14 protein-coding genes and 2 tRNA genes are annotated in these 20,264 nt (G+C 63.9%); 5 read left to right on the plus strand and 11 right to left on the minus strand.

The window, feature by feature from the left end:
- Window positions 1-35 precede the first annotated feature (35 nt).
- Complete coding sequence (locus tag Q7S20_04880) at window positions 36-662, plus strand: cation transporter (GenBank protein MDO8501157.1); 627 nt, start codon at window positions 36-38, stop codon at window positions 660-662.
- A 319-nt stretch (window positions 663-981) separates the two neighbouring features.
- Here Q7S20_04880 and Q7S20_04885 read toward each other — a convergent pair whose 3' ends face one another.
- Window positions 982-2,940, minus strand: coding sequence for a multiheme c-type cytochrome (locus tag Q7S20_04885; GenBank protein MDO8501158.1), 1,959 nt, complete (start codon window positions 2,938-2,940; stop codon window positions 982-984).
- A gap of 123 nt (window positions 2,941-3,063) precedes the next feature.
- Here Q7S20_04885 and Q7S20_04890 point away from each other — a divergent pair, with 123 nt between their 5' ends.
- Complete coding sequence (locus Q7S20_04890; protein ID MDO8501159.1) at window positions 3,064-4,326, plus strand: family 10 glycosylhydrolase; 1,263 nt, start codon at window positions 3,064-3,066, stop codon at window positions 4,324-4,326.
- A gap of 26 nt (window positions 4,327-4,352) precedes the next feature.
- Here Q7S20_04890 and Q7S20_04895 read toward each other — a convergent pair whose 3' ends face one another.
- From Q7S20_04895 to Q7S20_04925, 7 genes are all read right to left on the minus strand, one after another.
- Entirely contained in the window at window positions 4,353-6,617 is a 2,265-nt protein-coding gene (locus Q7S20_04895; GenBank protein MDO8501160.1) for a transferrin receptor-like dimerization domain-containing protein, read from the minus strand.
- Between the two features lie 44 nt (window positions 6,618-6,661).
- Window positions 6,662-8,041 carry a TldD/PmbA family protein gene (locus Q7S20_04900; protein MDO8501161.1) on the minus strand — a complete coding sequence of 460 codons (1,380 nt, stop codon included), beginning with the start codon at window positions 8,039-8,041 and terminating at the stop codon, window positions 6,662-6,664.
- The gene (locus Q7S20_04905; protein ID MDO8501162.1) at window positions 8,038-9,663 is read right to left on the minus strand and encodes a TldD/PmbA family protein; all 1,626 of its coding nucleotides are present in this window, start codon (window positions 9,661-9,663) and stop codon (window positions 8,038-8,040) included. Before Q7S20_04905 ends, Q7S20_04900 begins: the two co-directional genes overlap by 4 nt.
- Window positions 9,664-9,777: 114 nt before the next feature.
- Complete coding sequence (locus Q7S20_04910; GenBank protein MDO8501163.1) at window positions 9,778-11,319, minus strand: bifunctional metallophosphatase/5'-nucleotidase; 1,542 nt, start codon at window positions 11,317-11,319, stop codon at window positions 9,778-9,780.
- Between the two features lie 31 nt (window positions 11,320-11,350).
- On the minus strand, window positions 11,351-11,830 hold the full coding sequence (locus Q7S20_04915; protein MDO8501164.1) for a hypothetical protein: 480 nt from the start codon (window positions 11,828-11,830) through the stop codon (window positions 11,351-11,353).
- Between the two features lie 87 nt (window positions 11,831-11,917).
- Entirely contained in the window at window positions 11,918-13,225 is a 1,308-nt protein-coding gene (locus Q7S20_04920) for a RagB/SusD family nutrient uptake outer membrane protein (GenBank protein MDO8501165.1), read from the minus strand.
- Window positions 13,226-13,264: 39 nt separating this feature from the next.
- Window positions 13,265-16,297 (minus strand): SusC/RagA family TonB-linked outer membrane protein, encoded by a 3,033-nt coding sequence (locus Q7S20_04925; GenBank protein ID MDO8501166.1) that lies wholly within the window; start codon window positions 16,295-16,297, stop codon window positions 13,265-13,267.
- Window positions 16,298-16,588: 291 nt separating this feature from the next.
- On the opposite strand from Q7S20_04925, the gene Q7S20_04930 reads away from it, so the two are divergent.
- On the plus strand, window positions 16,589-17,473 hold the full coding sequence (locus Q7S20_04930; protein MDO8501167.1) for a diacylglycerol kinase family lipid kinase: 885 nt from the start codon (window positions 16,589-16,591) through the stop codon (window positions 17,471-17,473).
- Window positions 17,474-17,525: 52 nt separating this feature from the next.
- Window positions 17,526-17,599 (plus strand) — tRNA-Pro (locus Q7S20_04935).
- Between the two features lie 61 nt (window positions 17,600-17,660).
- On the opposite strand, the gene Q7S20_04940 is transcribed toward Q7S20_04935, so the two are convergent.
- Window positions 17,661-18,110, minus strand: a complete 450-nt coding sequence (locus Q7S20_04940; GenBank protein ID MDO8501168.1) for a hypothetical protein — start codon at window positions 18,108-18,110, stop codon at window positions 17,661-17,663.
- Window positions 18,111-18,383: 273 nt separating this feature from the next.
- Here Q7S20_04940 and Q7S20_04945 point away from each other — a divergent pair.
- A tRNA-OTHER gene (locus Q7S20_04945) sits at window positions 18,384-18,503 on the plus strand.
- 109 nt (window positions 18,504-18,612) lie between these two features.
- On the opposite strand, the gene Q7S20_04950 is transcribed toward Q7S20_04945, so the two are convergent.
- Window positions 18,613-18,846 carry a hypothetical protein gene (locus tag Q7S20_04950; GenBank protein MDO8501169.1) on the minus strand — a complete coding sequence of 78 codons (234 nt, stop codon included), beginning with the start codon at window positions 18,844-18,846 and terminating at the stop codon, window positions 18,613-18,615.
- Window positions 18,843-20,216, minus strand: coding sequence for an MFS transporter (locus Q7S20_04955; GenBank protein MDO8501170.1), 1,374 nt, complete (start codon window positions 20,214-20,216; stop codon window positions 18,843-18,845). Before Q7S20_04955 ends, Q7S20_04950 begins: the two co-directional genes overlap by 4 nt.
- Between the last annotated feature and the right edge of the window lie 48 nt (window positions 20,217-20,264).

The raw sequence follows: 20,264 nt of genomic DNA on the forward strand, positions 1-20,264 counted from the left end.
GATTCGTCAGGCGGGCTCGAACCCGGAGACACTCTTTGACTGACACCAGCCGCTCCGCGCTCGTTCGTCGCGGGCTCCTTCTCAACTATGCAACAATTGGCTACAACGTTGTCGAGGCGGTCGTGTCCGTCCTCGCAGGGTTCATCGCGGGCAGCGTCGCGCTTATCGCATTTGGCCTGGATAGCCTCGTCGAGGTGACGTCGAGCATCGCTGCTCAATGGCGATTGCGAGCCGATTTCGATTCGCAGCGGCGCGTTCGTGTGGAGCGAGCCGCACTGAGAACGATCGGAGCGAGCTTCCTGGTCCTCGCCGCATACGTCTTCGTCGGAAGCGTCATGGCATTGTACCAAAAGGACACCCCCGAGAAGAGTCCCATGGGAGTCGGGATTCTCACTCTTTCGGTCATCGTCATGCCCTGGCTTGCGAAACAGAGACGCCAGGTCGCCGTGCAGCTCGGTAGCAGGGCTCTCGAGGCGGATGCCAGGCAAACCTCATTGTGCGCGTACCTCTCCATGATCGCGCTCGCTGGCGTGGGGCTTACGGCGGTGTTCGGGTTGTGGTGGGCTGATTCGATCGCGGCGCTCGCAATGGTTCCAATCATCGCGATCGAGGGGTTGGAGGGAGTGCGCGGCGAGGATGCATGCGGAGATGACTGCAACTGATCGCGCGTCCGAAAGCGGGCGCGGGACGTGTCGCGAACACCAGGCCATCTCATCGAATCGCCGACTACGTCGGTGAATATGAGCATCCCGCGTATGGCATCCTGACGGTGTCGCAGGGGGACACCTCGCCCAAAGCCGTCGAATCCTTCCACCCTCGATCTCATGGACGGCACAGCCGGGGAAGGTCAAACGCCTTTCCGGGCAGCGGCCAGCATGAGGACCGCGAAAGCGCTGCTGGTCCCCGCAGGGGATGGCTGCCAACAGCTCGCGCCCTATCCTCTCTGCTTCGCTGTTGAAGCGGGGAATAATGCCGAGTTTCTCAGTGCGGATTCCGCTGCGGCGGCGGCGCGCCGCCCCGGGCCCTCTGGATCGCCGCAAGCGCGGCCTCCGCCTCGGCCATTCGCGGATCCAGCCGCAGCGCCGCACGGAACTCTGCTTCCGCCAAATCGAGCTGGCGGCGCTGCGCGAAGAACACGCCGAGCGCGATGCGATTGCCCGGCTGATCGGCGTTGTAGCGCTGGCTCGCGACGAACTCCGCGGCCGCGGCATCGAACGCGCGCCGCTGATCGGCGCTCTTCAGTGAATCGGTAATCGGCGCAAGCAGCCAGGCCGCGCCCTGGCGCACGGCGCGAGTGCTGTCGGCGAGCATCGGCACGCCGAGTGCAAGCCGCTGCGGGGCGCCGAAGCTCTCCGCGATCTGCAGCGCCGCGAGGCGAACGAGTGGCCGGCTGTCGTGCGCCCACACATTTGCCGCCTGGAGCGCGATTGAGCCCGGGCGCTCGGCGAGCCGGCCGAGTGCGGAGGCGCGCACGAACCATGGCTCGGTGGAGTCGTTGGCCACACGGGCGAGCGAGTCGGTCGCGCTCGAGTCGTCTCGATCGTCGGCCGCGAACGCGCCGGCGAAGCGCTGAAATCCCGGCAGCGGAGTCGGATACCAGACACGGATCTGCGCGGCGGCCCAGCGTGCGTCGCGATCCGTGTGGCACGCATTGCAGGCGTTCGGGACACCGATGGCCACCGTGAGATCCGGCCGCGGGATGCGGATGCTGTGATCATGACGCGGATCGACCTGCATGTACGTGGTCGCGGGCATGTGGCAGGACGTGCACGTCGCGCCGGGACCGACGGCGAGGTGATGATGGTGCGCGGTCGTGTCGTACTTCGCGGCGAGGTGGCACTGCGTGCAGACCTGATTGCCGGGGTTGCGCAATTTCGCTGTGTGCGGATCGTGACAATCAGAGCAGGTCACGCCGAATGCGTACATCTTGCTCTGCAGAAACGAGCCGTAGTTGAAGACCTCGCCCAGCTGCTGGCCGTCCGGATGGTACAGGCCGGAGAAGATGAGCGCCGGGATGTAGTAGTCGAGCAAGTGCGCGCCGGCCGTATAGCCATCGGCGATGTGCACGCGGCGGGCGTGACACTGGGCACACGTCTCGATCTCGTGATCGGTGCGACGCGACGCGCTGCGCCAGGGAATGCCCGACGTCGAATCGGTGGTCCAATGCGCGCCGCGACGCTCTGTGAGCCGCGCTTCGAGTCCATCGTCGTGCCAGACGATTGAGCGCAGCCAGGCGGGATAGCGCCCCCACGCCGCGTGCCGCGAGCCGGGACCATGACACGCTTCGCACGCCACGTTGACTTCGGCGAACGACGTGCGGAACTGATTGGTGCGCTCGTCGTAGCCTTTTCGGACAGCCGTCGAATGACAGTCGGCGCACATGTAATTCCAGTTGTATTGACGCCCCGTCCAGTGGAGCTCGTCCGGCGGTCCGGCGGCGCGACCAGGCGTAAGCGAGAACCAGCGTTGCCCGCCCTGGACGGCGGGGCGAGCGTCCCAGGCGACGGTGAGCGCCTGCACGCGTCCGCCGGTGAGCTCCACGAGGTACTGCTGGAGCGGATAGACGCCGAACGTCCAGCGGATCTCGTAATCATGCAGCGCGCCGTCTTCGCCGTCGGTGTTCACGAAGTAGCGATCGCCGCGGCGGAAGAACGTCGACGTGACGGCGCCGCTCGTGAAGCGCGTGCCGTCGAACCGGCCGAGCACCGCGCCCGGCTTGGCGTCCTGCATGGCGACGGCGTGCTGCGACGATTTCCAGGACGCGTACTCAGCGGCGTGGCACGAGGCGCACGCCGTGGCGCCGACGAACCCGGCGCGCGGCGCTCCAGCGGGCTGGGTTGCCTGTTGCCAATGCCGGCCGACGGCGAAGGCCGCAATCGCGATCGCGATCAGGACGACGCCGACTGCCGTGACGACCCGGAAGCGCATATTCGATGGCATCGCTGGCAAGTAACGGGAATCGGTATAATATGCAGGAGCGCGAGCTCACATGAACGTGCCTGTCATCACGCGGTTGGCCAGGCGCCGAGGCACATTCGGTTCACACCCCACACACCGGACCCCATGAATACCGCTTCGAAGGGCTTGCTCATCGGCGCACTGCTAGTGGCGGCGTGCGCGCCCCAGAAGCCTGGAACGCCGGGCCCGCGAATCGCGACACCACCGGAGGTCCGCGCGTTATGGGTCGTCCGCACCACGCTGGCCCATCCCGACAGCATCAGGTTGATGGTCGCGCGCGCTCACGAGAACGGATTCAACACGCTCATCGTGCAGGTGCGCGGTCGCGGAGATGCGTTCTACAATGCGCGCTGGGAACCGCGGGCCGAATCGATCGTCAAGCGCGCGAAGTTCGATCCCCTCGCGCTGACCATCAAGGAAGCTCATCGCCGTGGCATCGCCGTGCATGCCTGGTTGAACACGAATTTCCTTGCCAACATGGACAATCCGCCGACTGACCCGCGCCACATCTACAACATGCGGCCGGATCTTCTCGCGGTTCCGTACAAACTCGCGCGCGAGCTGTACTCTGTCGATCCGCGCGATTCGCTGTTCCGCGCGAAGATACTGGAGTACTCGAAGGGTGCGCGCGATCGCGTGGAAGGAGTTTACATGTCGCCGGCTGCGCCGGAAACGAAGGAGCACGTTTATTCGCTATGGATGGACGTTCTCGAGCATTACGACGTCGATGGGATCAACTTCGACTATGTTCGCTATCCTGCACCGGATTACGATTACTCGCGCATCTCGCTCTACCGATTCCGTCTGTGGCTGCTGCCGCAACTGAGGGACGACGAGCGCTCCCGATTTGCGGCGCTGGAATCTGACCCCCTCGTTTACGTGGACTCCTTTCCGTCGGGATACAACGACTTCCGCCGTGCGCAGGTCACCGAGCTCGTCGAGCGTATTTATTACGGCGTCAAGAAGCGCAATCCGAATGTGATCGTGTCCGCTGATGTATTCGCCAACGCGAAGGATGCATACGAGAATCGTTTTCAGGACTGGACGAGCTGGCTGCGCCGTGGTTTCCTGGACGTTGCCGCGCTGATGGCGTACTCACCCAACACGCAGATCTTTCGAGATCAGATCCGCGTCGCTGTGGAGGCCGGTGGGCGCGATCACGTATGGGCGGGCATTGCCGCTTATCGCCAGCCTGCCGACTCCGCAGTGGCGAAGATCCATGCTGCACGCGAGCTCGGAGCCAGGGGCATCGTGCTGTTCTCGTACAATTCAGCGGCCCGTAAGAGCGAGCTCAATCCTGACGCCGATTATCTGCAGCGTGTCATGAAGGCCGCCTTTCAGGAAGCGCAGATCACGGGGTTCCGCTGAACCTGCGCCCTCCCGCCGCTCACCCTTCACTTCGCCGGCGATAGTTCCGCCGCGAGCTGACTCACCAGCGACGCTTCCCTGCTCAGCGCGCTCGCGATCCGCGCAACCTCGCGGTCCACGTCACCCCACTGCCCCTGCTCGATCGCTTCGCGCACGGCGGGCATGGTCTTCACGCCGTATCCAGTATAGAAGCCGGGAGCGTAAAGAAGATGCCTGTACCAAGGCCTGCCCTTGAGACCGTCGTTGGATGTGAGTGCGCGCTCGGCCTGCACGAGCCGCTCGTTCACGGCCTTCAGCGACGCGGCACGTGCCGCACCTGATGCCTGCAAAGGAACCGAAGCCGCTGCTTTGTCGTATCGCGACGCCGCGCTGGCGAGTGAATCGAGCGCGTTGAGCAGAGGCGCGAAGTTGAATTGAGGCGGTGAACTGCGGCGCGCCGGCCCCACCATGGGCTCGCGCGGATCGCTCACCCGTGCATACACGCCAGCGTCAATCGAACGATTGTCGCCGGTGATCTGCTCGTTGCGCGTGTCACGCAGTCGCTGGAGCTCGGTCGCGTAGCCCCTGGCAGTCTCCGCCAGATTGGTGAACGAGAACGGCAGCAGATCCGCGTCAGCAAGGCGCATCACCGCCACACCGATCGTCTGCGCGAGCGCGCGGCCATACACGAACGACGTGTCACTGTAGTGCGTGTACCAGTAGAAGTCGTCGTAAATGGAATGATAGATCCCGCCCTCGTCCTCCCCACCGTAGCCGAGATTGAGCGCGGCGATTCCCAGGTGCTGGAGGAACGGCGAGTAATCGGAACCGGAGCCGAGCGCATCTATATGAAGATCGCCCTCCTTCCACGCATCCTTGCGCTCGTCGGCAGTGCCGGACCGAATCGCAGCGGCCTGACTCCGCTTCCACACACTGACGTGCGCCTCGGGATCGTCAATGTCCTTTTGCACGTCGTTGATGAACTTCTCCAGCGTGTGCGACCCGGCGACGTTGAGAAAGCCGCGGCCGTTGGTGTCACTATTGATGTACACCACGGCTTTCTTCGCCAGGTCATCAGCGTGAGTCTCGGCCCATTCGGTCGAGCCGAGGAGTCCGGGCTCTTCCCCATCCCACGCGGCGTAGACGATGGTGCGCTTCGGCTTCCATCCCTGCTTCACCAGCTCTCCGAGGGCGCGCGCCTCCTCCAGCTCGGCGACGAGCCCGGAGATCGGATCCTGGGCGCCATTCACCCAGGCGTCGTGATGATTGCCGCGGACGATCCACTGGTCGGCCTCGGTGGTGCCGGGCAGCTTGGCGATGACATTGTGGAGGGTGCGCATGTTCCAGTCGGACTTCACCTTGAGATGCACCATCGCCGGGCCGGGGCCGAAGCGGTATGTGAGCGGCAATCCGCCGCGCCATGCGGCGGGCACCACCGAGCCTTTCAGTGCAGCGAGCAGCGGCTGCGCATTTCCGTAGGAGATCGGCAGCGTCGGGATCTTCGTGATAGTCGGGACCTGGTCGAGCGGAAGCCGCTTCGCGTTTTTCGTCGCGCCGACGCCGGGCGTCATCGGATCGCCGGGATACGTGGGCATGTCGGCGACGGATCCGCGCTGCACACCCTGAGGCGGACGCATCGGACCATTGGGGAAGACATCTCCGCCCGCGTAGCCGTCGTTGGCCGGATCGGAGTAGATGATACAGCCGATCGCGCCATGCTCGGCCGCGACCTTCGGCTTGATGCCGCGCCATGAGCCGCCGTATTTCGCGATGACGATGGCGCCCTTCACCGATATGCCGCGGCGCTCGAGCTCGTCGTAGTCAGCCGGAACTCCGTAGTTGACGAAGACGAGCGGGCCGGTGACGTCGCCGTCGGCCGAGTAGGCCACGTATGGCGGGAGCTGCTCGTCCTTCTGGCCGGAGGTCGGGTCAACGTCTATGGCCGTCTCGTCGAGATTGGCGGTGAACTTCGTCGGCGCGACCATCTCGACAACGCGCTCTTTCGGCGTCGGGAAAAGCACGTCGAAGGTCTCGATCTCCGCCTGCCATCCGTAGGAACGGAACTGGTCGCGGATCCACTCCGCATTCTGCTTGCCGTACGCTGAGCCGACGTGATGCGGTCTGGCGGAGAGCAGCCGCATCGCCTCGCGCATCCGCGTCGGCTGCGGAATGGCCTTGAACTTCGCCTCCCACTCGAGCTGGGTCTTCGATGATTCCGGGGTGAAACCGCGAAGCACATCGTGGTCGGCGGGCAGTGGCGTGAGGGCGAGACCGCCTGCCGAGAGGAGCATGGTGAGGGCAACTGAGCGCATTAACGGAATCCGTGGGAAAGTGGGGGTGCCGATAGTCTACAGTCCTATACCGCGTCCGACAGAGAAGTGAAATTGAAGTCCCGCACCTTGATCGGCGGAACTACCACCGCGCCACCGGCTTCGGTACCGGCGAGACGGACCACCTGACCGATCGCCTCGAGGTTGTTGAGCATGAACAGCGGCGAATCGTTGAAGCGGAAGTTCTTGATCGCCCTGGAGATCTTCCCGTTCTCGATCAGGAACGTGCCGTCGCGCGTGAGTCCCGTGTAGAGAATCGTACGGGGATCCACTTCGCGAAGGTACCAGAGCCGCGTGACGAGGATGCCGCGCTGGGTGGACTTGATCATGTCGTCCAGCGACGTGGTGCCGCCGGTCATGATGAATGACGTCGGCGCGCCGGTCGCCTGCTTGCCCATCTTCTTCGCCCAGAAGCGCGAGTAGTACAGCTCCTTCAGCACGCCCTTGTCCACGAACACCTGCCTGCCGATCGGCAACCCGTCTCCGTCCCATGGCTGGGAGAGGACCATCGGATCGAACGGATCGGCAATTATGCTGATGCGCGGATCCACGATCTTTTCGCCGATCCTGTTGCCGCCGCCCTGCTTGCTGAACGGGCTCCGTCCCTCGTCCGCCGAGCGGGCGTCGGCGTAAGAACCGATGAGCTGCACCAGGTCACCGACGGCCTGCGGCTCGAGGATCGCCGTGTAACGGCCGGGCTCGATGGCGACCGGATTCCTCGAAAGGCGCGCCTTCTCGATCGCACGCGCGCTCACCGCGTTGACGTCGAGCTGCTTCCAGTCGGGCGCCTCCGCGCCTGCCCAGCCGGAGCCGGTACCATCGGTGGTGCGGACGGTCAGTGTGTAGTTCGCGTTGGTGCTCTTGTGGTACGCGAACAGCTTGCTGCTGTTGCCCAGCGCGCTGGTGCTCGTGTTCACCACCAGGTAGCCGGCGGCGGTGAGATCACCGGCTTTGCGCGCCGGCTCGAGCGCGGTCAATGCCGCCTGCGCGAGACTGGCCGCATCGAGAGACTCGGTGGACGCGAAATCCGCGTTCACCGTCCTGATGTTCTGCGGCCCGAGATTCGGCATCGCCTCGGGATCGTCTGGCGAAAGTCTTGCCAGCGCCTCGGACTGCTTCACCGCCGCCCGCAGCGCCTCGTCGGTCAGATTGTTCGTGACGACTGTTGCGCGCTTGGGCCCGAACGAGCTGGTAACGGCGACGTTGGCGTCGGCGATGCTGCCCGCGGTCGAGACCTGATTCGCGGCGAAGCGGATGTTGTTGGTGATACCGCTGGACACGTTCACACTGATCGAATCGGCGGACGACATCTTCACGACCCGCTCGATCAGCGCCTGCGACTCCTCGCGCGACAGGATGTCTCCCTCGGCCGCAACGATCGGGATCAATCGCTTCGGGGCTCTCATGCCTTCCTTCCGGTGTTGATGACGTTGATGTTGCGGAATCGCGCTGGCGGCGAGCCATGGCTGACGGCGTTGATCTGCGGCGGCTGTCCCTTGCCGTCGAAGAAGCTGCCGCCGAGCTGATAGCTCTTCTTTCCGCCGATCATGTCCATCGAGTTCCAGAAGTCGGGCGTGCGCATCTGGTACGCGACGTCCTTGAGCATGCCGACGATCTTGCCGCCCTTGATCTCGTGGAACACCTGTCCGCCGAACTGAGCGTTGTAGCGCTGCTGATCGATCGAGAACGATCCGTCTCCGATGATTGCGATGCCGCGGTCGGTCGCCGCGATCAGATCCTCGAAGCTCTGCTCCTTCTCGCCCGGGAGAAGCGAGACGTTCGGCATGCGCTGGAACTGGATGCTCGACCATGAATCGCCGTACGAGCATCCGTGTGAGCGCGTCGGCTCGCCCTTGGAGTCATACCACCACTTGAGCCAGTTCGCCTGCTCGCGGGTGGTCTGGTAGTCGTTGAATACTCCCTTCCTGACGATGAGGAAATCGTCCGGCCTCACTCCTTCGTCATCGTACCCGATCGTTGCGAGGCCGCCTTCCTGCGAGCGATCGCCCTGGATGTTCATGAACTCCGGGCCGTACCTGAGCTTGCCGAGCACCTTGTCAGGCGGCGCCAGGAAGCTCGTGCCCGCGTAGTTGGCTTCGTAGCCGTTGGCGCGGTCGAGCTCGGTGGGATGTCCGATTGACTCATGAATCGTGAGCCAGAGGTGCGACGGGTGCAGCACGAGGTCGTAGCGGCCGACGTCCACCGGCTTCGCCTTGAGCTTCTGCGACGCTTCCTCTCCCCACTTTGCCGCGTTGCCGACGAGATCCTCCGAGAGGATGTACTCGTATCCCCTGCCCATCGGGGCCGATACCGAGCCGCGGTTCTGGAAGTCGGACTGGTCCGGCGCGATCGCGGTGATCTGCATCGGAGCCCAGCTCTGGATGATCGTCTGCGTGATCACCGAGCCGTTGGTGTCGGCATAGTTGCGCTCGTTCTTCCGGAAGAACAGTCCGCTGAAGACGAACTTCACGTTCGTCGCCTTCATCGCGGCGGCGTTCGCCTTGAGAAGGAGATCGGCCTTCTGCTCGATGGGAATGGTCCACGGGTCAATCGTGTACGCGTTCTTCCACGAGACGTCCCTGAACGCCGGCGCCGGCGCGAGCTCGACGGCCTTGTCGCGTCCGATGCGCGTGGCCTTCGCCACGGCAACCGCTTTCTTCGCGGCGTTGGCGACGCCGTCCTTCGTCATAGTGCGCGTGGCGGCGAAGCCCCATGTGCCATCCACGAGAGCGCGAACGCCTGCACCCATCGATTCCGTATCCACGACGTTGGTGATCTGCTGCTCGCGCGTCTGGACGAAGTTCTGGAGATAGCGTCCGATTCTGACGTCAGCGTAGCTTGCGCCGGCCAGCTTCGCGGCGTTGAGCGCGTCCATCATCAGGTCGCGTGTCGCCGCATCCAGCACCGGCGTGTCGGGCGCTCTCGGAGCAAGCGGCACGAGGCCGTGCGCTTTTCTGAACGCCGCTTCGGCGGCGATGGCGCCTGCCACGAGCGTTCCCTGTTTCAGGAAGTCCCTGCGGTTTGTCATGACTGGGATAAGTTGGTGGGTCCCTGACGTGCTGATCGGATCTCAAGATGCACGATGTGACAGTGCTTCGTGAGTGCGGAAGGTGTAAGAAAGTTGTCTGGCGCGAGGGATCCGTTACAGACGGTTGACACGCCCCGCCACGGGCGGATTCACTCGGCCGCCGAGCGTGCCCGTGATGTGCTTCATCACCAGATCAACCGCCCGGGGCGCCTGATCGCCAGCTACACACGCCACTTTTGCTTCGGGAACGATGTAGCCGTCGCCACCCTCGCACGCCGGATAGACGTTGAACGAAAGCTTCACGGTGTCGTTCGGTCCGATAACCTTGCCGTCAGTCTTCGCGATGTCGCCAACGATACGCGAGCCCGAGGGACGCTTCGGATCCCACGAGTACCTGAGGCCCGACACCTGGAGATATCCTCCCTTCCCGACGACTCCCGCGGAAACGCCGCGCTCGAGCAGCACCCGCAGTCGCGCGCCGGTGATCGGGAATGTCAGGATCCGCGTTTCATCTGAAAACAGAAAGATGGATTCGATCTGATAGTTGGTGATCGGTCCGGCCGGAATCACGTCGTCAATCCGCATCGTTCCGGAATTCATGATTGCCGCGTCGGCGCCCGTTCCGAGGCGAATCGCGTCGGTGACCACGTCGCCGAGCGGCGATTCCTGCACGCGGTTGGCGGCGTCGCGGCCGTCGAGCGCGAACGTGCTTGTCGCAATCACGCGCTCCTGTCCGAGCCGCTTCACCAGGCTGTCCTGCCATGACGTCACTACCGCCTGCGTCTCGGGATCCATCGGCAGGTCGCGGTCAATCCTTATCAGGCGATCGCCCTGCACCCAGCCGCTCCGTCCGTGCGCCAGTGTGACGAGCTGGGCCGAGCGCGAGTTTGCGTCGGCCTTGAGCAGCCGTTTGCCGCGGACGATGATGCGATGCCACTCGTGCTCGTGTCCGCCGAGTATGAGATCGAGATCCGGTTCGCGCTCGAGCAGCGCGCTGTCGGCCTCGAGCGTCTGGTGCGTGAGCCCGTAGACGATCTGCGCTCCGGCAACCTTCAGCGCCGCGATCGCCGCATGCGCGGCGCTGTCGGCGTTCGAGCACTTCACGTATCGGCGGTAATCGCTGACCAGCGTCACGCCGAACACGCCCACTTTCACTCCGCTGATCGTGCTCGTGTCCCATCGCGAAACACCGGGGAACGGCTCACCGTTGGCCTGCATGCAGTTTGCCGACGTCCATTTGAAACGCGATGCGGCAACGCGCGCAACGAGCGTATCGCGATCCAGCTCGAACTCGTGATTGCCGAACGTGACGAGATCCACCTTCGCGGCATTGAGCTCATGCAGCATCTGCTCGCCGCGATACCACTTGCTCAAGAGGCTCGGCGACATGAAGTCGCCGGCGAGAACGAACGTCACCGGCCCCGTGCGGGCGAGAGAATCGCGGAGCCAGGCGACACGCGACAGTCCGGCCGAACCGTCGCGGAGGGTGTCTCCGAAATACACGTCGTTGATGAGGAGGAAGCGAAGCGGCGGCGTTGTCGCAGCCATTTCCGGAGCCGGAGGCGCGCCCGGAGGCGCGCCCGGAGCCGGCTGATTGACGGGAGCGCAGGCGGCGAGAAGAATTACCGGGACGAGAACGAGCGTGCGTCGAATCATGTGAGTGATTGTTTGTGGGGGTTGAGCGATCCTACCAGTTGCCCTGCTTCTTCATGTCGAGGCGGAGGGGATGCTTGCTCTGACCCTCGGCCACGATGTAGGGGATGTTCATCCGGTCACCGGAGATCGTGCCGACGATGGGCGGCACTTTCCGCCGCTGCTTCGTGGGCTCCGGCTGAAAGGTGATCTGGGTGCCCTTGACGGTGAACTTCCCCTTGTAGGTCTCGTTCAGCAGAGGACCGGGTCTCACCGCCGCTCTCGGTTTCACATGCTGGCGGTAATACTTGAACGAGGCGATGAAGCGGCCGTCGGGACGGAGGGTGATGAGCGCACGCTCGAGCTTGAACCAGTGCTCCCACCCGTCCTGGGAAGGAACGCGCTCGATGCGCGGCAACGGGTGCGCGTTGAGGAGCGTCCCGACGAAGAGTCCCGTGGGTGCGGCGCCAATGGCACTCGCGGCAGTCGGTGCAGCGAGCGCAACGAGGAACAGGAACGAGCGAAGGAGCATCATGATCAAGATAAGGCAGGTAACCGTTACCCGCTGCCCGCTGCCCGTTGCCCGCTGCCCGTTACCCGGGTAGCGGGTAGCGGATCTCCATCAGCTCCCGATCAGCGGATTGTTGTTCCTCTCTGCAGCCGGGAGCGGCAGACACACCTGATTCCCGTACGTCCCGCCGAAGTGATATGCCGTTCCCGCCGCCGGTGCCAGCGTGATGTTGTAGCGGATGACATCCCCGAGGTGATGGCTCTCGGCGAAGAGCTCACGCCGGCGCTGATCAATCAGCTCCGCCAGATACTGTGCCTGTGTCGTGCCGGCAAAAGACGTCTGGCCTCCGCGGGCGCGGGATGCGTTGAGGATCGGTAGCGCAGCGGCGAGGCTGTTCGCTCTGATCTCCGCCTCGGCGATGATGAGCTGCGCTTCCTCATAAGTGGCCAGCGGGAGCGGAGTCGCAGAACTCGCGTACTTGGTTTGATAGAAATGAACGATGCCGGTGGCGCTGGTGAGCGTCGTCGCCGTCACAGGCACGCGCGGATCGCCAAGGTTCCGGTAGAATGTCCCTACGGAGAAGTTGCGGTTGACGGCACTGTTCTCCATCGTGATGCGATTCTGCCGCCGCGTAGCGGCATCGGAAGCGCTGATGACTCGCAGATATCCGGAAGGCACCTGCTGGGCGTCCGCCCTGGCCCCGGCGTAGTCTCCCAGATTCAGCTTCGCCCGCGCGCGGCCAAGGTAGGCCATGTTGCGGATGCTCGCATTGTTCGAGGCCGCTGCGTTCGTAATGGCCTCGCCGAATCTCGCCACCGCCAGCTTGAAGACACTGTCACGCTGGATCTCGCCTCCATAGGTGAGAGTCTTGTCGATGTTGACGCTGGAGATCGCCATCGTGCAGAAGCCCTCTCCGAGCAGCACGTACGCGTAGCCCGCGTAAGCCGCGGCGATGGCCATGAGGTTCGTTCGGTCCGGCCTGCCAGCGCCGGCCGCGACCTCCGCGTCGCTCCAGGTCTTCAAAAGAGCGAGAAGGTTCTCGTTCGACTGACGCGCAGTCTGGAGGGGCGTGTAGACTCCCGTGCCAGTGCAGCTGTTCACGGCGTAGTCGGTATCGTCCTTCGTGGTGTTGCGGCGATCGTACGGCGTGCGGGATGCGGTCTGCTGCTCATAGATGAACTCCTCGCCGATGAGACCGCCCTGCCCCGTGTAGGAATTGAACGCGCATTCAAGGTCCCCGACGGCGCCATCGGAGAGAAGCTGGGCGTTGGCCGACACCTCCAGTTCCGCCGCCGGGATTCTGCTGGCCGGCTCGACCTGGAGTGGATTGTCGAAAACGTCGCACGCGGAGAGGAAGCCGGCGGCGCAGAACACAGCCGTCGCCAGCGTCCAGCGTGCCTTTCGGTTCAGTGAAGCCATGATTGTCGAGCTCCGAGTCGAAGGTTTGTAAGGCACGCGTTACCAGTCGAGGTTGATTCCGAACACCCACTGCGCGAGCTGCGGGTTCGTTGTCTGCTCGAACTGTCCGAAGCCTCCGCCGCGCGTACCGCCGAGGAAGAACGCCTCGGGCTCGAGGCCCGGGTAATCAGTCCACGTCTTGAGATTGCGGCCCGCGACGCTGATGACCGCGCGGTTGAATCGCACGAACCTGTTGCTGATCACCGGCAGCTGGTACGATAAACTCACCTCACGCAGCTTGGTGTAGCTGGAGTTGTTGATGTAGTAGTCCACCAGCGTGCCGTTGGACTGGAGGCCGGCGATCTTCTTCGGATCGAACTCGAGCGGATAGAAGTTCTCGCGGCAGCGGACGAAGATCGCGCAGCGCGATCGCATGTTGCCGTCCACTTTCATGAACCCGCCCTTGAAGTCCACCAGGCCGTAGAGGCGCAGGCTGCGGAAGAATGTCAGCGTGCTGCTCACCGATCCTTCTCTCGTCGGGAGCGAATGGCCGAGGTATACTTCGGGTGCGTCATCGCTCGTTCCGTAGCGCAGGTCGGGGCCGGCGCACACCATGGTGCCGCCCTTCGAGTCGTCGCAGATCGTCTGGCCGATGTCGTGCTGGCCGGTCGGCAGGAGCACCGAACTGATGACCTTCTGCTCGAAGTAAGCGCCGATCGGATAACCCACCTGATGGCGGATGAACGACCCGCCGACGACGAAATCGGGCGTTCCGGTCTGGCGCCGCAGCGCCAGAATGGACTCCGGCGTGCCCAGACTCTCCACCTCGCTGTCGTTGGTCGCGTAGCCGAAGGTCATGTTCCACTTGAATCGGTCGAACTGCACCGGCGTGGCGCGCACCATCAACTCGCCTCCCCAGTTGCGGATGGAGCCAGCGTTGAAGGGCTGGGTGTTCGGCAATCCGAGAGACGGGGCGATCTGCCGGTCGAGAATCGCGTCGGTCGTGTTCTTACGATACCACGTGAACTCGACGCCGAGGCGGTCGCTCAGCGCACCGAGGTCGAATCCGACCTCCAGCTCCTTGCTGCGCTCCGGTCCGAGATCGGCGTTGCCGAGGAACTGCGGAGTAACCGTTGCGACGTCGTTCGGTCCGCTGGCGCTCGCGTAGGTCTGAAGCGCCGAGTAGGTGATCGGTTGCTTGCCCGACTCTCCGTACGCGGTTCGCAGCTTCAGCGCGTTGATCCCGCCAAACTTCCAGAAGGGCTCTTCGCTGATCACCCAGCTTGCGCTGTACTTGGGATAATACACGCGGTCGAAGTTCTGTCCGAACGCGCTGTTGTCATCGGCCCTGACGGCGCCGGTGAGGAAGAGCCGGTCCCGCCACCCGAACTGTTCCTGGATATAGAATCCGAGTGTCGCGTCCTCCTCCACGTCGCCCGACGTCGTCCTGTTGGTCGTCGTGGCAGACAGGGCGGTGAGTCCGACCGTCGGGAAGATGTCACCCGACGATGCCTGGAACGCGGTGGTGGTGCGATAGTACTGGGCGCCGAACGACGTCGTTGACTTGAGCTCCGGCCGAAGGTTCACGTTGCCCGAGGCTGAGTAATCGACCGTGTAGTAGTTGATCTGACGGTTGTTGATCGAGCGGCCGCCGAGCGCGCCCGTTCCGAAGATCACGATGCTCAGTGAATCCTGAGTTCGCGGCGCGAGGAAGTTGTCGCTCTCATTAATGCGGTCGGTGCCGGCGCTGAGGCGATGAGTCAGCCAGCTGGTGAGCGAATGATTGAGCTGAACGCCACTCGTGAATCGATTGAGCCCCTGCCAGAACTGCACGAGGGTGTCGTACATGTACGGCAGCCCGGAGTTGAACCCGCGGCGCGGATTCTCGGCTCCGTTGGCGAGCGGCACGGCGTTCGCCGCGTTCGCCCAGATCGTGCCAAGGGTGCGTCCGCCGCAGCCGGCTTCGCACGGGAGATGTGTCTCTCCGTTCACGTAGCCGAGGTTCACGTTCATCGTGAAGCGGGAAGTCGGCACGACGGAGAGGTTGACCCTGCCGCTATATCGTTCCACCGTGCTCGTGGGCTCGATTCCCTTGCTGTCCTCGGCTCCGACGCCGGCGAAGTAGGTGAAGATGTTGGAGCCGCCGCTGGCGCTGAGGTCGTACTCGCGGATCGCGCCGTTCGTGAAGACAGGCGTGCCGCGCTCGTTTTCACGGTCGATGATGTCGATTGACAGCGTGTCCCGCACTCCAGCGGGAGCGCCCGGGCGCTGCGCCGTGTTGTAGTTCACCGGCCAGCGTCCTTCGGGATCCTGCAGATAGTTGGTGCCCAGGCGGGTGGCGAGACTCCAGCGCGGCGCACCCGTCGTTCCCTTCTTGGTGATGATCTGGATCACGCCGTTCGACGCCTCGGTGCCATACAGAGTGGCCGCGGCCGGTCCCTTGATCACCTCGATTGATTCGATGTCATCCGGATTGATGTCGTTGATGCGGGAGATCGAGGAGGATCCGAAGGACTGGTTCGTCGGCCCGCTCGAGGGAGCGTTCGACACGCGCACGCCGTCCACGTAGATGAGCGGCTCGTTGGAGAGCGACACGCTGGACGCGCCGCGGATGCGGATGCGCGCTCCGGCGCCGACGTTCCCTGTAGCGCTGTTGACGAAGACTCCCGGGGCGCGGCCGTTCAGGAGATTCTGGATGTTGTTGATCGGCGCGATCTCTTTCGTTTCGCGTGCGTTGATGATCGTCACGGCGTTGCCGATCTCGCGCTTGGCCTGCCCGCCGCTCGTTCCTGTCACGACGACCACGTCGAGGGCGACGGACTGCTCCGTCATGTCGATCCGGAGGTTGTTATCGCCGACGCGCACCGTGCGGGTATCCGGACGATAGCCGATGCGGCGCACCTCGACCGTCGCCTGGTTGCCGGAGGCACCGACGATCCGGAATCGTCCGCTGGCGTCGGTTGTCACGCCGAGATTCGACCCTTGGATGCGGACCTGTGCCCCGGCGAGCGGCTGGCCACCCGCGCCGAGGACGATGCCACCGACGACACCCTCCTGCTGCGCTTCGGCTGTCGGCGCTGCGATGACAGCCATGACGGCGAGAGAGAGAGTAGCGAGGGATAGTGCCCGAGGGAGGATTCGGGTAAATCCGTAACGGAACAATACGCGCTTCATTGTCACCCCACGTTGGTGGATTATCTGGCCCGGCTCCGGCGGAGGGAAGCAGCGGGTGGACAGGCTTCGCGGCCTATACTAGGGCGGCGATTGATTCTGAGCAAGGCGCGCTTCGGGGCGCGCTTCGGGGCGCCTCCTACCAGTCACCTGGCGGAATTATCGCGTCGGCTCCTTATGGTCCGGCTTGTTTGTGGCGAAAATGGTGGCACAGTGAGATTCAACCGAGTTCTCTTGATCGTGAATCCGGCGTCGCGCCGCGGCGGACGGGTCCTGGCGAAGGCCGAAGGGGCATTCGCGAAGGCCGGTGTGACCGCGGACGTGGTGATGACCGAAGCGCCGGGCCATGCCGCTCAGCTCGCTGCGCGTCTCGGGAGCTCGTACGACGCAGTATTCACACTCGGCGGCGACGGCACGGCGATCGAGGTGATCGGCGCGCTCGCTCATGCGGGGCCGCCGGTGGGGATTCTTCCCGGTGGAACCGGCAATGTCGTCGCGCGAACGCTGGGGACGCCGGCCAGCATCGGTCGCGCGGTGGCGAGTCTTCTCGATGGTGACGAGGCGCGAATAGATCTCGGTCTGTTGAGCACCGGGCAGCGCTTCGCCATCGGGATGGGAGTGGGCCTGGACGCGACGATGATCGCCCACGCGCCGGGTGCGTTGAAGCGCCGGATCGGATTTTTCGCGTACGTCGTGGGTGCGCTCAGGGCGTTCATACGGCTGGAGAAGTTCACCGTCCGGCTGACCGTGGATGGCGAGACGATGGAGATGCGGGCGTCCGCCGTGCTGATCGTGAATTTCGGCGCCGTGATGAACGACCTGCTGGCATTCGGTGATGGGATACAGCGGGACGACGGGTTGTTGGACGCGTGCGTCTATTCGCCGGGCAACGTCGTGGATGCAATGCGGATCCTGTGGAGGATGATGCGGAAGGATTTCAGGCCGGATCCGTGCGTGTACTATGGATCTGGCGCGAGTTTTCGGATCGAGACCGTCCCTCCGCGGCTCGGTCAGGCGGACGGGGAGCTGATCGGGAATTCGCCGTTTTCGGTGACCGTCGAGCCCCTTGCGGCGCGGGTGTTGGTGCCGAAGCGGTAGGCGGTTATGTTAAGCGTGGCGAGCATGTTAACGGCTCGCCATTGCTATCAATCGGGGCGTAGCGTAGCCCGGTAGCGCGCCTGCTTCGGGAGCAGGAGGTCGCTGGTTCAAATCCAGTCGCCCCGACTTATTAAGAAGCCGTTGGAAGTCAACTCAACAATCCCCCGCGAAGATAACGGAGCTGCGGCTACTTCATCGGCAGCATCACGTGTGCATACGGCGTCTCCGCCCACATGACATATGCTCCTTTTGAAGTTGGCTTCACCGGAAGTCCAGCAAGGCTACTCCGGTGCGGGTAGGCGATCATGATGTTGGCGAACACGTGATGCCAGTCGTTGTCCGGCTTCGGACCCTTTGCCGACGGTGTCGTGTTGCTCACCCACTGGTCGCCGGTCAGCATGTACGAGACTCCCATTGCCTTCAGCGCGGGCTGCTTACGCGCCCTCATGGCGGCCAGGAACTCGGCGAAATTCGCGTCCATACACATTGCGTTGTTCAGGACGTACTTGGACTTCGGGCTGTTCGGCATGCACGTCCAGCCGTTTGTTCCCTGCCGCAGAAGCGTCATTTTTCCGCTCGCGTCGGCCCGATCGATGATCGTTGCGTCCTTCGCAATCGATGCGGGAGCGGCAGCCATGGCGCTCGCAATCTTGGCAGCGTTTGTTGATTGAGCTCGCAGTGCGGAGGGACAAAGCGCCGCCAGCAATGTCGTTGCCAACGGAATGGAAAGGGCGTTGCGAACCATCGACACCTCCTTCGCGAATGGGCGGTAAAGTGAGAGCCGTATGCGCGTGGCAGCATCACGCGCTAAGAACGTCGCATCAATGCAGAGCGCGCGCTAGGAGGCGCTGTATGTCCATTCCGGAAGTCTGACTTCTGACGCTCACTTCGGGGTGCCCCGCCGCGCCCGCGGTGGCGAACCCGGACGAGGGACACGACCTGCATCAGCCGCAGCATATCCGGCTCCGGGACACCCAAATTGACCTGCTTCGGGAGCAGGAGGTCGCTGGTTCAAATCCAGTCGCCCCGACTATTGAGCTCAAGGCCCTGTCGCTATTTACGCGGTGGGGCCCTTTGCTGGCTGCAGCCCGTTTCCTCGTTCTTTACCCGTGTTGCGCGGGTTGCATCCGAACGCGGTATTACGGCCCACCTTGTGGCGGCCGGCGTTGGCGCGGCGGCTCGATCGTCATCGCGTCCGCCTGCACGGCTCCCGGCCTGACCTCGGTGTGCCGGACTCGGCCGCCGAGAAGTCCGGTGTAAATCATCGCCCCGCTGACCACCGCCGTTCCCACGAGCATCACTAGCGTCGCGCTGCCGGGTACCGGCCTCCGTCGCCAGCGCACGAGCGAACCAAGCGCGATGCCCGCGATCATCGAGATAGGGAACCGAGGGCCGCCCAGTTACGTGGCGCGTCGTCAACGCTCCGGAGAATCCACCAGCTGAGCACTACCATAAGGAGGAGCGCGGCTACGCCGTACCCCTGGCCGACCTGCACGGGCATGTGCAGGCGACGAACCGTCAGCGTCGTCACCGCCGCCCAGATCACCGGCCCGGAGATCGCGGAAAACCGGCCGACCATGCCGTACAGCCCATAGAACTCGCCAACGCGATCAGGAGGCGTGAGCCGGAGCATGAGTGGCCGGTCAGCGCTCCATACGCCACCAAGCGCGACGCCCGCCATCGCGGCAACCACCCAGAGTGTCGCGAGCGGCAGGCCGAGGAGCCCCATCGCGCTCGCAAGGCTGAACGTCACGATCCACAGATACAGCACGATGTCGAGCGTCCGCTTCGGTCCGATGCGGTCCACGATCCATCCCCATACGAATCCGCCGATGACTGCGAACGTGATCGCCGACATCATGATGAGCTGCGCGGTTTGTTCCGCTGCGTCCTTCGCCTGTCCGGCGTTGATCGCGACGTTCACGGCGTAGAGCGTCATGACGGAGATGACGGTGTTGATGGCGTCGGTGTAAAAGACGCGTCCCACGAGAAATCGCACGAGGCCGGGATAGCGCTCCCCTTCGCGCAGTGTGCGGATTGTCTGCTTCGTGCTCGATGCGATGATGCCGAGATCGAACACCTTGCCCGGATTCGGGTTGCCGCGTTCGCGCACGAACACGAAACACGGGATCGAGAACACGAGAAAGGCGAGCGCGATCAGCGTGAACAGCAGCGCTTTGTCGCTCGTTCCGAGCGTGAGTCCAATGCCGACGGCGATGTAGGAGCCAAGGTACCCGATGCCGACGCCAATCCCGCCGATCCGGCCGCGGTTCGCTTCCGTCGTGACTTCGACGAGCAGCGAATCATAGAACTGCAGGCCGGCCTGATACGCCGCATTCGCGATCACGAACGCGATGACGGTACCCGCGTAACCGGCGCGGCCAAGTAGCAGCGTGAACCCGACGCAAAGCACCGTGCTTACAATGAGAAAGGGCATCCGGCGGCGCGCCCGGTCGCTCATCGCGCCCAGCAGCGGGGATAAGATGAAAATGATCCCCATCGAAAACGCGGTGATCAGCGCGTAGACCGAATCCGCGCGCTCGGGCCCGACCTGGTCGCGGATCCAGAGCGAGAAGAAGAGGGACACGACCCCCATGGAGAAGATCGTGTTCGCGAGGTCGTAGAGCACCCACGATGCGATGGCGCGAAATGGTGCCGGACGTTCGAGCCCCGCGGGATGAGTCGCTTGCGTCGCACCCGCGGCGGCGCCGGCCGCGGGGACGGGACCAGCCGGCGAATTCATGCGCGCAACCATACGGACGGCCACCCACGCGCACAAGGACGAGGGGCT

This window comes from Gemmatimonadaceae bacterium (assembly GCA_030647905.1).
Lineage (GTDB): Bacteria > Gemmatimonadota > Gemmatimonadetes > Gemmatimonadales > Gemmatimonadaceae > UBA4720.